The organism is Vibrio sp. vnigr-6D03 (genome assembly GCF_002835515.1).
Classification (GTDB): Bacteria; Pseudomonadota; Gammaproteobacteria; order Enterobacterales; family Vibrionaceae; genus Vibrio; species Vibrio penaeicida.
Map to the genome: position 1 here is coordinate 1 of NZ_PIZL01000026.1, position 14800 is coordinate 14800.

Below are 14800 nucleotides of genomic sequence, written 5' to 3' on the forward strand. Positions count from 1 at the left end.
CTTTGTCAGCAGTCTGAAGCCCGCAAGTTGCGGGCTTCCTGTTTTAATCAAGCGAAATCATATGTAGCAAGTGCTATTGTGCCTAATAATTTAATTAAAACAATGTTTTAATTACCTGTTCGCCCGTATTTTGGATGCACCACAAATTCTTCGTGTAACTGATAAGTTAGATGTCTTTTCATTCACGCTAAAATGGGTACCAGAATAGGGTGGGTTCAAGGTATCGCTTCACAAACGCTAAACAGACGATGATCATTACGGCAGACATTACCCCTTTATCTATCGTCGTAAGAGGTTTTGAACTGTACCAAGTTCGGGATTTGTTTTTGCCAAAACCTCTGAGAGTCATGGCGTTTGATATGGTGTCGGCACGGTCTAGGCTAGAAAAAATAAGCGGACCGAGAATGTGGGCTACATTTCGAATTCTTTGAAATAAAGGAGCATTCTTAGAGAGATCAAGCCCTCTAGCTTGTTGAGCATGCATGATATTAACAAAGTCTTTCTTTACTTCAGGTAAGTAACGCAGTGTTAGGCTCACCGCATAAGCAATTTTGTAAGGAATACCAATGCGATTTAAGCTGGCTGCAAATTCGGTTGGGTGGGTGGTAAACACAAAGACCAAAGCAATTGGGAACATACTGAAGTATTTTAGTGTCACCGTTATAAGGTAATACAGTGTCTCTTGCGATAGCGAATAGTTGCCCCACAACGGCAATAAAAGGTGTTCGCTGCCAATGAGTTCAGCGCCTTGCCTCGGCGCGAGAAGATACATAAAGACAGCATTGAGCGAGAGCACACTTACCGTGGCGATAAATAGCGGGCGATAAACTCGAAAAGGGACTCGGCTTACTTTTAACAGCAGTATCCCTAATGCAATCATTGGGAGTAAAACGCGTAAATCAAATGTCGTCAGAACAACGGTAACCCAAGCAGCAAATATTACGAATTTGGTTATGCCATTCAATTGGTGAAGAGGCGAGCCTGTATTGATGTAATTGATGCCAAAATTCATTTTTGTGGCGTTGTTCATACCCCCTCCATAGAGGTGCTTTGCGAGATAAAGCGGCGCATTAATTCATTCGAATTATCTATGCCTGCTTTCGCCGCTAATTCGTACAAACTTGTCGGAGCAAGGTTGGCACTGTCTAGCAAATCTGGCTGGCTGAACACATCCGTGACGGGGGCATCAGCGATGAGTTTTGCATCTGAAATCACGACTGAACGGGTGGTGTATTCAAGAACTAAGTGCATATCGTGTGACACAATTAAAACGGTAATGCCTAACTTCTGGTTGAGTGCCTTAATGAAATTCAACATCGACGTATAGTTGCGATAGTCTTGTCCAGCTGTCGGTTCATCTAGGATAAGCAGTTCCGGTTCTGATATTAATATGGATGCGATGGTCACACGTTTGCGCTGCCCGTAACTTAGCGCCTCGATTGGCCAATGGCGATATTGTTTTAGCCCGCACAGTTCTAAAACGTGCAAAACCCTTTCTTCAATGTCAGGTTCGGGCAAACCGAGGTTTCTAAGCCCAAATGCCACTTCATCAAAGATCATATGGTGCGAAATCATATGATTTGGGTTTTGCATTACGACTCCAACTTTTTGGCTACGTTCAAATATAGAAAGATCCGCCATGTTGGCATCGTTCATCGAAATTGAGCCAGAATCCGGCTTGAGTACACCCATCACCAGCTTGGTAAGAGTCGACTTCCCAGAACCATTCTTGCCAAGTATTGAGACAAATTCGCCTTTTTTAACTTCAAATGAGACATCTTCAAGGGCGTTTTTTCCACCATCATAAGAAAAAGTGAGTTTGTCGACTTTTAGCAGTGTTTTCGAGTGTATTGGCGTTGTAATGGGGTTATCAAATGTCATCCATTTTACGAGTTCAGGCTGAAAGCTGCCCACAGGAATCGCACTTAAATTAGCGATTGGCATAGAAGGGTCTAATCGACAGTTTGCGTGTTTTAACGCTGCAAGGTAAAGGGGCTCGCGGATACCATGTTTTATCAAAAGGTTTGAATGTAGCAAGGCATCTGGCGTCATATCTGCGATGATTTCACCGCCTTCCATTAAGATGACTCTGTCTACGCTTCGATGTAGGACATCTTCCAGCCTATGTTCAATGATGACGATGGTTTTTCCGGTATCACGATGAATTTGGTCAATGATTTCGATGGTTCGCTTGCCTGTTTTTGGGTCTAGGCTCGCTAGTGGTTCATCAAACAACAGCAAGTCGACGTCATCCACCATCACTCCTGCAAGTGAAACTCGTTGTTTCTGTCCACCGGAAAGGTCATGTGGAGAATGATGCAGTAAAGATTCAAGGTCGATGAGTTGTGCAGTATCTCGCATTGTTTCGAGCATTTCATCGTTTGGAACGAGCTGGTTCTCAAGGGCAAAAGCGATGTCTTCAGCCACACTTAACCCAACGAATTGACTGTCGGTATCTTGCAGTACAGTGCCAATCTGCTCAGTGAAGTCATGGAGTTTCATTGTGTTGGATGTGACTCCATTGATGGACAAGCTGCCCGTAACATGCCCGTCGATTGCTGAAGGGATAAGCCCATTAAGGCAGTGACCCAGCGTCGTCTTTCCGCTTCCGCTGGGTCCGATGATGAGAATTTTCTCGCCTTTCTCTATCCTCAGATTGATGTTGTTTAAAGTCGGCTTTTCCAGCGACTCATATCGAAAAGAGACGTTAGAGAATTCGATAGAACCCAACACTTAAGCCTCCGATAAGTTTCGGCTCTGCTTTTTTCTTTTCGCAACGGATTTGAGAATAAAGTACCCAACTATAGCAATCAGAACGGTATTGGCTGAGGCAATAATGGTGAGCTGAGTAAAGACCTTAGTAAACGGTTCGGCGTAGAGAATGGTATCCAAAAATGCGGAGCAACCGTAGCCGACAATGTTACCAATGAGCGCTAAAAGGACAAACAGGACGTAGTCTTTGACAGGGAGTTCACCTTGCTTTAGTCGATCTCGAGTCAGAACAGGGAACAGCCCCATGACCAAACCAACGACTCCGGAACCTAACACCCACGTAATCCACACGCCCCAGCCAGCAAATAAGTCTGTTACCCAATGGCCAATGAATCCAACCAAAAAGCCGACGACCGGTCCAAACATAACGGAAAACAGAGCCAATACGGCCATGGCTGGTTTCAGTGTTGTATTGGCAAAAACAGGGATACCAAACATGGGTAATCCACCAATGCCGTACAGTGCCGCACCAATAGCAATGACAACAACCATTTTTGCTGAGAAGTTCATAACGAATCCTTGTAGTGAATAATTAACAGAGCAATAAATAGGCAACGCGTTCTACTCTAAGGCGAAACGCGGTGTAAAATAAAACATACGACGCCAAGTATCTTGTAGTTACTTGGCGTACGTGGGTTCCGGGTTGCTTAACGGAAGTACAGTATCATATGGATCTTATAAATTTGAGCTCATATGACATAAACGTTGGTGGGTTGTTTTCGCTTTGCGATCTCGATCTTGAAACAGTTGGATGAGGAATCTTTCATACTTTGACTTGGTTTGGTTAGAAACTAGTCCTTTTGGGTGGTTTTTACATAAATATATGAAAAATTTTAAATTAAGCTTGCGCTTAAGTAAGGATGTTCTAAATTTTAATTAAGCTCAATAAGAAAGCTTATTTCCAATTGATGATTTAGATTTTATCCTCGGGGTGGAGGACAAGCGCCTTTGGCAGAGCTTGACTGTCAAAGGCGTTTTTTTATTTTTGAGCTGAGCATAGGTTCTGCTTTCCTATCTATCTTCATCGGACAACGTATAGCCCGCCTCCCTGCAATACTTAGTCTTAGAGGCTTTTAACGAAGACCTGGGACCTGAATGTGGGACTAAGCAGAGGTTCAATGGATTTCAGCAACTAAGCCATACAAAAGCTACATTCTCAAAAGAAGCGTTAAAATAACCTCAGCATGCTTGATGTAACTCGCATGTGAGGTTAGTTAACTATCAGATAGTAAAGGCGTTATTGAAGAGGAGCGGTTTTAGCTCGCAATTGGCGAGAGAGTAATAATTTTGATTTCTTCTGAAATAAGGTCGTTCACATTTTCAATAAGATGAGCGAAATGGGCGGTCGCCTGATGCTCCTCAAATGCGCTTTGGTCAACAAAGCATTCGTTAAAAATAAAATGGCCTTCTTCGCCATTATCCTCAAACAATTCATATCGTAGGCATCCAGGTTCTGCCTTAGTAGGTTCAACCATTGCACTTAGCATTTGTTGAAGTTCTGTTTCTTTTCCCGATTTGGCTTTAAAGCAAGCAAGTAAATGAATCATAGTGTTTCCTAATGGTTATTGTACGAATAGTTATTGTATGGATAGTTATCGTGTTGAATGTTACGTTTCAAAAATTATCAATTGGTAAACAGGGTATAAAAAGAAAAGGGGCGGTTTAATTTTCCTCGACACATATGAGGGTTGGAGTGTGCCGAGGGGGTCTGAAAACTAAACAGCCAAAGACAAGGATGAGAGATGAACCCTAACTTTTTACGAAGTGAGGCTCTTTATTATTCGCACTTCTGTTTGACCAGAAATGACATTTCTTATTCGAATCGACCGTCCCGCTCTATGAACTCGATCTTGTACCCATCTGGGTCTTGCAAGAAAAAGAACTTAGCCAAACGCTCGTTATTGTGGAAAAACTCTTTAACTGGTGTCGGATCTAATCCAAACTCAGTAACGATCTGATAGTGCTTATCGATGTTTTCCACTGATACTGCTAAATGACCGTAACCTGAACCATGAGTATAAGGTTCTTGCTGGTCATGATTGTAAGTCAGTTCAAGCTCGAAACTGGTTTCTTCATTTCTAAGATAGATAAGAGAAAAACCATCGAAGTCAAAGCGATCTTCAACAGATAAGCCAAGGGCTTTGTTGTAGAAGTCGAGCGATTTATCTAAATCGAAAACCCGAATCATGGAGTGTATTGCTTTTGTCATGTATCGCTCCTGATTGTTGTTGGGGTGCTATTGCTTTTTTAGCTAGGCGCGCTAGGCCGGTATTATTCATGGGTTTTGTGATTAAGTGGTGGTATTGGAATACTACATTTCAAATTTATTGCATGGTTCTTGAGATGACGAGCGTATAAAATCAGTTTCATTAAACTTTAAGCATTGCCATTAGATCAAATTATAAGCATGAAAAGGAACGTAGTATGAAATACAGTTGGGTATTGTTTGATGCGGATGAAACTCTGTTCAGCTTTGACGCATACCAAGGCTTACAAACAATGTTTTCCCGCCTAAGTGTTGAATTCAGCAGAGAAGATTTTGACGAATACCAGTTAGTGAATAAGCCACTGTGGGTCAAGTATCAGGATGGAGAAATTTCCGCGCAACAACTTCAGGAGGACCGTTTTGTTGCTTGGGGAGAAAGACTTAACGTCCATCCGTCTGAATTGAATCGGTTATTTCTTGATGCGATGGCTGACATTTGTAAACCGCTGCCTTTTGTTGTCGAAGCGTTGGAGAAAATCAGTAAACATGCTCGCCTTGGGATCATCACGAATGGGTTTACTCAGCTGCAAAGTATTCGTCTAGAACGAACGGGGTTAAGTCATTTTTTCGACCACGTTATTATTTCTGAAGAAGTTGGAACAGCTAAGCCCGATGTCGCTATTTTTAACGTAGCGATTGAAAAGATGGGTTTCCCAGATAAAAAACAAGTGTTGATGGTGGGAGATAACCCACATTCAGATGTTCTAGGTGGTTTGAATGCTGGAATAGAGACGTGTTGGTTAAATGTTGACGAAGCGCCCACACCAGAGGGGATCACTCCACACTATGAAGTAAAGTGCTGGAAAGAGTTACAAACACTTTTACTGGGTTAAACTTGGATTGCACTTCACGCTTTTAAGCTAAGATTACTCAGTGTAAACCTTCTTTGTTTTACGTCATTATTTTATGAAAAGCGCCGAATTACCATAACCTTAATTTACTAAAGAGGGTTATGTTATGAAGCGCTTTTTTCCTTCGTCCGTCATGCTTACGCCGTTTGTTGTCCGATACTACAATAGCGATAATTCTTTGTTCGAATCGGAACACATCAATTCAGATAACGATGAAATTAATGAAATAGAAGTGGAACGTAGAGAAACCAAAGAGTCTGATCTCTCAGTTACTTAACCTGAGCTGAGGTTACCTAATAACGAGCCTTTGAAGGGCAGATACCCGAGTATCTTTACGCTTTTCTAAGGTATAAATGCCGCAGATAAACGCTGCGGCATTATAGATTTGTAAAGTTAGGTGTATTAATAAAAGCTAGGTTTATTAACAAAAGTAGGCGAGATTAATTACGCGAATTCTTTTTGGAGATACGCAACGATATCGCCAGATTCATACATCCACTTCGTTTCACCGTCTTTTTCTATGCGAAGGCAAGGTACTTTCACTCGTCCGCCGCCATTTTCTAATTCTTCTCTGTGAGTTGCATTATTTTTCGCATCGCGCAACTCAATGTTCAATGATTGCCTTTTCATTTCACGGCGAACTTTCACGCAAAATGGGCAAGCTTCGAATTGGTAAAGAGACAGCTGCTTGGTTTTTTGGTTGATGATTTGCTGTTCATTCTGATCTCGTTTTACACCCTTTGGTGAGAAAACAAAATTCAATCCTAGAATGATCTTACCCAAAAACCAACGTATCAACTTCATTGCTTGCTCCTTACTGCAGGTGTTGCATTGATAATAATATCGAAACGACAACAGAACTTATCCTAAATCCTGCTCAATGCCAATACATTGACAGAGATAACGGTACTCTATTCTCCGACTTAAGTGGCTAGATGCCTCTATCTCTTTAGAAAAGCGCAATCGCTTGTTCAAAAAAGTAAATATTGTATCGATGACTAGGATTTTAATAGAGGATGGTATATTTTAAGTCGTTTTTTGAATAAGAATGATTAGTATTGAGGTTACAGCTTGCTGTGTTTAAGTTAGTTTTTGTTTTAATTATATTAAGTGCAGGATCACTTTTTGTCGGTGTGGTCGACTTGAGCTTGCAAAAGCTCCTGGAAGGCGATGAAGCTGCTTGGGAAATATTGCTGATTAGCCGCATTCCACGTTTGCTGGCGATTTGGCTGGCAGGTGCAGGGTTGAGTATTGCTGGTCTTATCATGCAGCAAATTAGCCAAAACCGCTTTGCCGCACCTTCTACGTCGGGCACCATCGAATGCGCGATGTTGGGGTACTTACTTAGCATCCTTATATTTGGTCACGGTGAAAATCTATTTCTAATCTTTGGTACATCAATTCTTGGTACGTTACTTTTCGTAAGGTTCATCAACACCATTCAGTTTAAGAATGCGATATACGTTCCCTTGGTAGGTATCATTTTCGGTAATGTCGTATCGGCTGCCGCGACCTTTATTGCTTACAAATTTAACCTCGTCCAAAGCTTATCGACATGGGCGATAGCGAACTTTTCTACTGTTCTACAAGGCAATTACGAACTGCTTTATATCGCCGTTCCTGTTGCCGTCTTTAGTTATTGGTATGCGGCTAGGTTATCTGCCGCTGGAATGGGTAAGGATTTCGCAACAAACATAGGGCTTAATTACCAACAGGTTGTGGTTGTGGGCGTTATGTTGGTCTCCGTTACTTCCGCCAGCATAGTGATGATTGTTGGTGAATTGCCATTTTTAGGGCTGATAATTCCTAACTTAGTTGCCGCATATATGGGAGATAATATTCGCCGAAATATCCCTTATACGGCACTGTGCGGAGCGATTCTCGTTCTAGTCTGTGATGTTGCTGGCAGGCTCATCATATTCCCTTATGAAGTCCCTATTTCCATGATCATTAGTATTCTTGGTGGCACGGCTTTCTTGTTCCTCATTTTGAGAGGAAAGCATAATGCGTGACAGAATCGTCTTAACTGGTTTTCTAATCGTCGCTTTGTTGTTTGTTTTTCTGTTTGTTGGGGTGGGACTTAACGCAGATAATTATGAGTACTTTTTATCTCGTCGAACCCCTAAAGTGATGGCGATTGTTATTGCCTCCATTGCGATCGCACAGTCTTCTTTGGTGTTTCAAACAATCACACACAATCGAATATTAACCCCAAGTATCATGGGGTTTGATTCGCTGTATGTACTCATTCAAGTCAGTATTTTGGTGATCTTGGGTGGTGTGGGTTCCGTGTTACTCAGTTCATTCGTTAAATTCTCGATATCCGTTGCCGTTATGGTGGGTTTCTCGCTAGCACTTTTCAGTTTTTACTTTCGTCGAGAAAACCCCAATATCATGACGCTTCTACTGACTGGCGTGATTTTTGGGCAGCTGTTTTCCAATATCGCGGGCTTCTTTATGATGGTAATGGACCCGACAGAATTTTCTTTCCTTCAAGGTGCCATGTTTGCGAGTTTTAATAATGTAAACAGTGACCTAGTCTATTTGTGCTTGATTCCTCTATCCATTGTTATTGGGTGTTTGTATTTCTTACACAACAAACTGGATGTCTTTTGGCTCGATAAAGATAACGCATTGAGCCTAGGTGTAGACGTAAACAAAGTAACGAAACAAGTTTTGGTGTTGGTTTCTATTTTGATTGCCGTTTCAACAGCGTTGGTTGGACCTATTCTTTTCTTCGGCTTGTTGGTCGCTAACTTGACTCGGCAATGCTTTAACACCTATCGCCATAAGATTTTGATGACGGGTGCCTCGTTAATGGGGGTTTGCATGTTATTAAGTGGGCAGTGGGTGATAGAGCGCGTATTTGAATTTGAAACAACGTTGAGTGTCATCGTGAATTTTGTTGGTGGTTTGTATTTTCTTTCCTTGCTGATCAGGCAGAAAGTGTAGTGGTTGCATCATGATTAAAATTGAAAAACTTACCAAAGCATTTGGTAACTATAAAGTCGTCGACCAGGCTAGTGCGTCCTTTGTGAAAGGTGAGGTTACGTCAATCATTGGTCCTAATGGTGCAGGTAAAAGCACACTGTTGTCCATGGCGAGTCGCTTGTTGCAAAGGGATGAAGGACAAGTCTTCATCGACACGAAAGAAATCGCGGATTGGGATACGAAGGAACTGGCAAAACGTTTGGCAGTGCTTAGACAATCTAACAATTTGAACATGCGATTTACGATTCGTGAGCTTGTCTCATTTGGTCGATTTCCTCACAGCGGTGGAAAACTGGGGAAACATGATGTCGAAGTGATCGACAAGGCGATCAACTATTTAGATCTTAAGGAGATAGAAGACAAATATCTCGATGAACTGAGTGGTGGGCAGAGGCAACTGGCATTCATTGCAATGGTTGTGGCTCAGGATACGGATTACGTCTTTCTTGATGAGCCTCTTAATAATCTTGATATAAAGCACTCACTTCAGATCATGAAAAATATTCGAACGTTAGCACATGACTTAAAGAAAGCCGTGGTCATCGTGATTCATGATATCAATTTTGCTTCCTGTTATTCCGACAATATTGTGGCATTAAAAAAAGGAAAAGTGGCAGCTCGTGGAACTGTAAGTGAAGTTATTGACTCCAACGTGTTAGCGGAAATCTATGAAACTGACTTCCAAATACATGAAGTGAATGGTCAGCGTATTTGTATGTATTACCAATAAAGAAGTTCATACCTAAGCAACCCAAAATTCGGGATTCTGACCTTACTCTTTGTTTCAGTGCCTAATTTCTGTCTCAGTGTCATGAAGGGAGCGTCGCGTAACGTCCGTCATTTCCGAGAGCTTATACTCAATGAAAAAACGATTTTTATCTGCATTCTTCAAATGCTTCAATATAAAGGACAAATTAATGACTCAGGTTTTATCTGTTAAATCAAAATCGTTCATTACCCCATCCATGCTCAGAATTACGTTTAGTGGTGAGTGTGTTCAGACATTTGCTGATGATTTTGCGGGTGCATACATCAAGCTAGAGTTTACCGAAAAAGGTCAAAGCCATCTTGAAAACGGCTCACTGAGTAACCCAACTCTAAGAACGTACTCCATTCGCCGACTTGATAAAGAAAACAACGAAATCGATGTAGATTTTGTGACTCATGGAAACAGCATTGAAGCCGGTCTTGCTTCATATTGGGCACAGCAGGCTCAAGTCGGAGAGCGTCTCTCTGTTCGCGGTCCTGGCAGCGTTAAAACGATAGAACCTAATACTGATTGGTGTTTCATTGTGGCAGACATGACGGGTTTGCCGGGCGCTTCAACCGTGCTTGAGAGCCTTGATCGCAGCCTTAAGGGATACGCCGTTTTTGAAGTAAATACACCAGAAGACATACAAGAGATTGATGCGCCCGAAGGTGTAGAATTCCATTGGGTAATTAAGGGTGATTCTGAATCACTGGCTTCTACGGTTGAAAAGCAACAGTGGATTGAAGGCAAACCAGGCATATGGTGTGCGAGCGAGTTCTCAACCATGAGACAACTTAGGAAATACTTCAGAAACGAGCGTGAAGTTGAAAGAGATGAAATTTACATCAGCAGTTACTGGAAGCATGGGCGTACAGAAGATCAGCACAAAGTCGACAAAAGAAAAGACGCAGAACAGCAAGCAAAATAAAACATAATAATATTAAACAGATCACATTGATTTTGCTTTTTAATAAGATGATAATGATTCTCATTATAGTTAGATTGGATATGGAAATATGTTTGACGCGGTCAATAGTTTTGAGCTTTCTTCAGCATTTGAAAGCAGTACCAATGAGAAAGAAATTAACCTGTTATTGGTAGAGGATGACCCAGATCTTAACTCTCAACTTTCGGCATTATTGTCGTCTCAACAATACAATGTAACAAGTTTTGAATCGGGTTCAGCGGCGTTAGAGTGCATGAAGACGAGCTCGTTTGATTTGATTGTGTTGGATGTCGATTTACCTGATGTTGATGGCTTTGAGTTATTGAACTTTGTCCGCGAACATTCAAGCACACCAGTCATTATGCTGACTGCTTATGGCGCAGAAGAGCACAGGATCCGTGGGTTACAATTTGGTGCTGATGATTACATCTCTAAGCCATGCAGCTTCACCGAGATATGTTTGCGAATAGAAGCCATTTTAAGGCGCACGCAGTCACGTAGTAAGCCCATAAGCAGTTCATCTCAACTTACTCATGAAGAACTTATCCTTAACAAGTACACGCAAATCGTAACGGTTCAGGCAAAAGAAGAGCCTGCCGATGTTCAACTCACGCCTATTCAGTTCAAACTGTTGTGGACGTTAGCCCAAAACAAAGGGCATGTGCAATCTAAGCCTTATCTATATCAAGCTGTGCTGGATCGTGATTTTTGCCAATACGATCGAAGCCTAGATATGCACCTGAGTCGAATTCGTAAAAAGCTTGTTGCTGAAGGCATGCCTTCAACCCGTATAAAAACTGTTCACGGTAAAGGTTATCTGTTTGTATGAAGAAAGTGCTTTTTTGGCGACTGTTTATCATCCTTTCACTAGGCGTCGTCATCTTTTTCTCATTGCTTCACAGTGTTGCGATTCTATCTGAAGAAAAAATGAGCTACATCAAGCAGTCGCATCGAGATGAAATTCTCGCTTGGGGTAGCAAAGCACAAGATTTAGTAGACGAAAACCGATTAGACGAGTTGGATCTTTGGTTAAAAGAACTGGCGGTTCAAGAAGATACGTGGGCTACCCTCGTGCGTTCACAGTTGGATGTAATCGGTGGGAATGCGCTTAACCAACGATTTTTTGAAGGGTATGGGATCGGTCGAAATGTTGATTGGAAAATACACCTTTATTTTCCGGACAATCCCATTATGGAAGTGGCTCTTAGGCAAGGGAATTATCACTTTTTAATCATACTACCTGATCGAATGAGACCGGGTACGTATATGTCTCATGCATTTTGGTTGTTCCGTTTTGTTATCCCATTTATGGCCTTACTCGCTTTAACGGTTTATATCTACCGCTACGTGATGAAACCACTACAGCGTTTTCACAATGCGACGCAAGAATTTAGCCGAGGGAACTATCAGGAACGAATAGGGAACTCAGAAATAAACAGTAACGACGAGTTTGGTGAAATCGCCAAAACGTTTGATGAAATGGCAGAGCGTACGTCGACGGTTATTGAACACCACCGAAACCTGATTAGCGATATGTCTCACGAGATTCGAACACCAATTAGCCGAATAGAATTGGCGCTGAACTGTATCGAGCGCGGTATCGATGTAAAAGGCATGTTCAATCGGATCGAAACGGAAGTGCGCAATGTACGTCAATTAGCGGAAGATACGCTAACTCTTGCTTGGATAGAGAACGAACGACCTGATCTTCGAAAAGAAACGTTCGATCTAACGGAATTGGTAGATTCAATCATTGAAGATGCATCGTTCGAATATCCAAATGCCAAGATATCAGCATCGCTACCCGATCATTTAGTCCTAAGCCATTCTAGCCAACGCGCCTTAGGGCAAGCAATTGAGAACGTAATCCGTAATGGTCTCCGATATACGCCAGAGCAGGGAAGTTTTCATGTATCTGCGGAAAGAATGGGAAATGAGGTTGTTTTAAAAATTCGAGATTCTGGTCCGGGTGTTCCTGAGTCGATGCTTTCTCAAATCTTTAAGCCGTTTTTCAAAGTAAAACAAAAAAACAACGAAGGGCGTAGCGGATTTGGTGTTGGGCTCGCGCTGGCTAAACGACATATAGAATCCGTTAAAGGAAAAATCATAGCGGTAAACAATGCAACTGATGGTCTAGAAATGATCATCACCTTGCCACATGATGCATAATGGTTTGATATGTAACACTTGTAAAAGTGATTTACTCAATAGGGATGGATAAGCAGAATTCACGGCGATAATAGTTCTCATTACCAATGGAGTTGTCCGTGAACTCAATTTCTCAATTTAAATTAACACCTATTGCAAGTGCATTGTTACTGGTATCAACCGTAAGCGTTGCACAAGACGATATTGAAGTTATCGAAGTAAAAGGAAGTCAACATCAACCCGTTGACATTTCTATCGATCAAAGCGCGTTAGAAAACGCTCAAGCGAACGATTTAAACGATGTCTTCCGTAAAGAATCGGAAGTAAGTGTTGGTGGCTCTTCTTCCGTATCGCAAAAAATTTACGTTCGTGGTTTAGAAGACACGATGTTGAACGTTAGCGTAGATGGTGCTGAACAATCCGGTAATCTTTTCCATCACCAAGGGCGTTTATCCATTGAACCTGAGCTCTTAAAAAGAGTAGAGGTTAATGCAGGCGCTGGTCGTGCGACAGATGGTCCTGGAGCACTGGGTGGTGCGATTAAATTTGAAACCAAAGATGCTCAAGACCTACTTAATGGTGGAGAGCAATTCGGCGGTAACGTTAAAGCAGGTTATTACAGTAATAATAGCGCATATAAAACGTCAGCAAGCCTTTATGGAAACGTAACGGAAGACTGGGGCGTGTTAGCCAGTTTTAGCTACAAAGATTCCAAGAACATAGTCGATGGCAATGGTGATGAGCAAGATTACAGCGGTTCGAAACAGAAATTTGCGTTAGTAAAGCTTTCAGGAAATCTAACGGATACACAAAAACTCTCTATTAGTTATGATTTCAGTGACGACAGTGGTGAAAAGTTAAATCGTCCGCATTGGGTGCCTAGTAAGAAAAATGCGGTATTGCAGCAAGAAACAGGTCGTCAAACACTGACATTGAACCACCAAATTGCAATGAGCGATTACGTCAACGTTGATACAACGATATACACCAACGAACAAACGCTAACGCACAAAGATCACCCGCGTTGGGGAACCAGTGCAGGAAGCATGAATACGTATGGCGGTAAGGTGTTTAACACTAGCCAACTAGGTAATCATTCATTTGTCGTTGGCGTGGATTTTAAGCAAGACAACGCAAAACTGAGCACAGGTGGAAGTGACAGTACTGAAAAAGGGACTGTGTATGGTTTGTTTGCACAAAATGATTGGCAAGCAACGGAGAAGTTATTGCTTACGGCCGGTGCTCGATACGACACCTACAAGCTTACCGATAGTAAAGATGTTGAATTCGACTCCAATGGTTTTAGCCCAAATGTAGGAGCTACGTTCACCGTGATCGACGGGCTGGACGTATTTGCAAGTTACGCTAAAGCGTTTAGAGGTCAGCAAACCAAAGAGTTGTTTGTTCTGGATAACAGATACAACGACCCGAACCGTAAGCCAGAAAAAGCAACGAATGCTGAAGTCGGTGCAAAGTACTATAACAATGGTTTTAGCGCCGGTATCACTCTTTTCGATAGTGAAATCGAAGATGTTGTAAGCAACAAAGGCAAAGAAATGACCAATGTTGGCAAATTGACCAACAAAGGTGCGAATGCGTTTGCAGGCTACGAAGTGGGTGACTTATCTACAAGGCTTAGCTACAGCCAATCCAGTCCTAAGTTAGATGGTGAACCACTGACAGACGACAACATGACTATCGGAACATCTGTAGGTGACACATGGATTTTAGATTTCATTTATCAGCCACAAGAAACGATGGAATTTGGCTGGAATACAAAGATTGTAGAGCGCTTGACTGAAACAGGTAACGCGGCAACTGAAAACGAAAAAGCAGGCTACAGTGTGCATGATCTTTACGCTCGTTGGATGCCGCTAACGGATGAGGAGTTGGCATTAACATTGTCAGTGAAGAACGTGTTTAATGAATACTACTTTGATCACGCATCTTACTACATTTATGGCAACAGTACCGTTGCACGTGGCTTCGCGAATGCAGGCAGAGACATCAGATTCAACGTGAGTTGGTCATTCTAACCAACTTTTTTAAGGCAAAACTAGAAATAGTGAATTAAG

General features: G+C 42.0%; 15 protein-coding genes. 9 read left to right on the forward strand and 6 right to left on the reverse strand.

Annotated elements, in window-relative coordinates; translation table 11 throughout:
• Window positions 1–187: 187 nt before the first annotated feature.
• The 5 genes from CW749_RS20570 to CW749_RS20590 form a co-directional block, all read right to left on the reverse strand.
• A complete protein-coding gene (locus CW749_RS20570; RefSeq protein WP_101114272.1) occupies window positions 188–1030 on the reverse strand; it encodes an energy-coupling factor transporter transmembrane component T in 843 nt (280 codons plus the stop codon).
• On the reverse strand, window positions 1027–2733 hold the full coding sequence (locus tag CW749_RS20575; protein WP_237322508.1) for a DUF3744 domain-containing protein: 1707 nt from the start codon (window positions 2731–2733) through the stop codon (window positions 1027–1029). The genes CW749_RS20570 and CW749_RS20575 overlap by 4 nt, the downstream gene beginning before the upstream one ends.
• Window positions 2734–3282 carry an ECF-type riboflavin transporter substrate-binding protein gene (locus CW749_RS20580; protein ID WP_101114273.1) on the reverse strand — a complete coding sequence of 183 codons (549 nt, stop codon included), beginning with the start codon at window positions 3280–3282 and terminating at the stop codon, window positions 2734–2736.
• A 746-nt stretch (window positions 3283–4028) separates the two neighbouring features.
• A complete protein-coding gene (locus CW749_RS20585) occupies window positions 4029–4319 on the reverse strand; it encodes a putative quinol monooxygenase (protein WP_101114274.1) in 291 nt (96 codons plus the stop codon).
• A gap of 266 nt (window positions 4320–4585) precedes the next feature.
• Entirely contained in the window at window positions 4586–4981 is a 396-nt protein-coding gene (locus CW749_RS20590; RefSeq protein WP_101114275.1) for a glyoxalase superfamily protein, read from the reverse strand.
• Between the two features lie 215 nt (window positions 4982–5196).
• Between CW749_RS20590 and yjjG the strand changes: the two genes are divergently transcribed.
• Complete coding sequence (yjjG, locus tag CW749_RS20595) at window positions 5197–5871, forward strand: pyrimidine 5'-nucleotidase (RefSeq protein ID WP_101114276.1); 675 nt, start codon at window positions 5197–5199, stop codon at window positions 5869–5871.
• A gap of 124 nt (window positions 5872–5995) precedes the next feature.
• Window positions 5996–6166: a hypothetical protein gene (locus CW749_RS28260; RefSeq protein ID WP_180958459.1), complete on the forward strand. Its 171-nt coding sequence runs from the start codon at window positions 5996–5998 to the stop codon at window positions 6164–6166.
• Between the two features lie 167 nt (window positions 6167–6333).
• On the opposite strand, the gene CW749_RS20600 is transcribed toward CW749_RS28260, so the two are convergent.
• Window positions 6334–6693, reverse strand: coding sequence for a glutaredoxin domain-containing protein (locus CW749_RS20600; RefSeq protein WP_101114277.1), 360 nt, complete (start codon window positions 6691–6693; stop codon window positions 6334–6336).
• 272 nt (window positions 6694–6965) lie between these two features.
• On the opposite strand from CW749_RS20600, the gene CW749_RS20605 reads away from it, so the two are divergent.
• The 7 genes from CW749_RS20605 to CW749_RS20635 all read left to right on the forward strand — a co-directional run bounded on the left by CW749_RS20605 (window position 6966) and on the right by CW749_RS20635 (window position 14761).
• Window positions 6966–7901 (forward strand): iron chelate uptake ABC transporter family permease subunit, encoded by a 936-nt coding sequence (locus CW749_RS20605; RefSeq protein WP_101114462.1) that lies wholly within the window; start codon window positions 6966–6968, stop codon window positions 7899–7901.
• Window positions 7894–8841, forward strand: coding sequence for an iron chelate uptake ABC transporter family permease subunit (locus tag CW749_RS20610; RefSeq protein ID WP_101114278.1), 948 nt, complete (start codon window positions 7894–7896; stop codon window positions 8839–8841). The genes CW749_RS20605 and CW749_RS20610 overlap by 8 nt, the downstream gene beginning before the upstream one ends.
• Before the next feature lie 10 nt (window positions 8842–8851).
• Window positions 8852–9610 (forward strand): ATP-binding cassette domain-containing protein, encoded by a 759-nt coding sequence (locus CW749_RS20615; RefSeq protein ID WP_101114279.1) that lies wholly within the window; start codon window positions 8852–8854, stop codon window positions 9608–9610.
• A 187-nt stretch (window positions 9611–9797) separates the two neighbouring features.
• Window positions 9798–10559: a siderophore-interacting protein gene (locus CW749_RS20620; protein ID WP_180958460.1), complete on the forward strand. Its 762-nt coding sequence runs from the start codon at window positions 9798–9800 to the stop codon at window positions 10557–10559.
• An 88-nt stretch (window positions 10560–10647) separates the two neighbouring features.
• On the forward strand, window positions 10648–11406 hold the full coding sequence (locus tag CW749_RS20625) for a response regulator transcription factor (protein ID WP_101114281.1): 759 nt from the start codon (window positions 10648–10650) through the stop codon (window positions 11404–11406).
• Window positions 11403–12746, forward strand: a complete 1344-nt coding sequence (locus CW749_RS20630) for a histidine kinase sensor domain-containing protein (protein ID WP_101114282.1) — start codon at window positions 11403–11405, stop codon at window positions 12744–12746. Before CW749_RS20625 ends, CW749_RS20630 begins: the two co-directional genes overlap by 4 nt.
• Before the next feature lie 98 nt (window positions 12747–12844).
• A complete protein-coding gene (locus tag CW749_RS20635) occupies window positions 12845–14761 on the forward strand; it encodes a TonB-dependent receptor (protein WP_101114283.1) in 1917 nt (638 codons plus the stop codon).
• Window positions 14762–14800 lie beyond the last annotated feature (39 nt).

Bases quoted from the DNA above. Each gene is read 5' to 3' on its own strand.
- CW749_RS20570 (WP_101114272.1), bottom strand. From the start codon at position 1,030: ATGAACAACGCCACAAAAATGAATTTTGGCATCAATTACATCAATACA.
- CW749_RS20580 (WP_101114273.1), bottom strand. From the start codon at position 3,282: ATGAACTTCTCAGCAAAAATGGTTGTTGTCATTGCTATTGGTGCGGCA.
- CW749_RS20585 (WP_101114274.1), bottom strand. From the start codon at position 4,319: ATGATTCATTTACTTGCTTGCTTTAAAGCCAAATCGGGAAAAGAAACA.
- CW749_RS20590 (WP_101114275.1), bottom strand. From the start codon at position 4,981: ATGACAAAAGCAATACACTCCATGATTCGGGTTTTCGATTTAGATAAA.
- yjjG (WP_101114276.1), top strand. From the start codon at position 5,197: ATGAAATACAGTTGGGTATTGTTTGATGCGGATGAAACTCTGTTCAGC.
- CW749_RS28260 (WP_180958459.1), top strand. From the start codon at position 5,996: ATGAAGCGCTTTTTTCCTTCGTCCGTCATGCTTACGCCGTTTGTTGTC.
- CW749_RS20600 (WP_101114277.1), bottom strand. From the start codon at position 6,693: ATGAAGTTGATACGTTGGTTTTTGGGTAAGATCATTCTAGGATTGAAT.
- CW749_RS20610 (WP_101114278.1), top strand. From the start codon at position 7,894: ATGCGTGACAGAATCGTCTTAACTGGTTTTCTAATCGTCGCTTTGTTG.
- CW749_RS20615 (WP_101114279.1), top strand. From the start codon at position 8,852: ATGATTAAAATTGAAAAACTTACCAAAGCATTTGGTAACTATAAAGTC.
- CW749_RS20620 (WP_180958460.1), top strand. From the start codon at position 9,798: ATGACTCAGGTTTTATCTGTTAAATCAAAATCGTTCATTACCCCATCC.
- CW749_RS20625 (WP_101114281.1), top strand. From the start codon at position 10,648: ATGTTTGACGCGGTCAATAGTTTTGAGCTTTCTTCAGCATTTGAAAGC.
- CW749_RS20630 (WP_101114282.1), top strand. From the start codon at position 11,403: ATGAAGAAAGTGCTTTTTTGGCGACTGTTTATCATCCTTTCACTAGGC.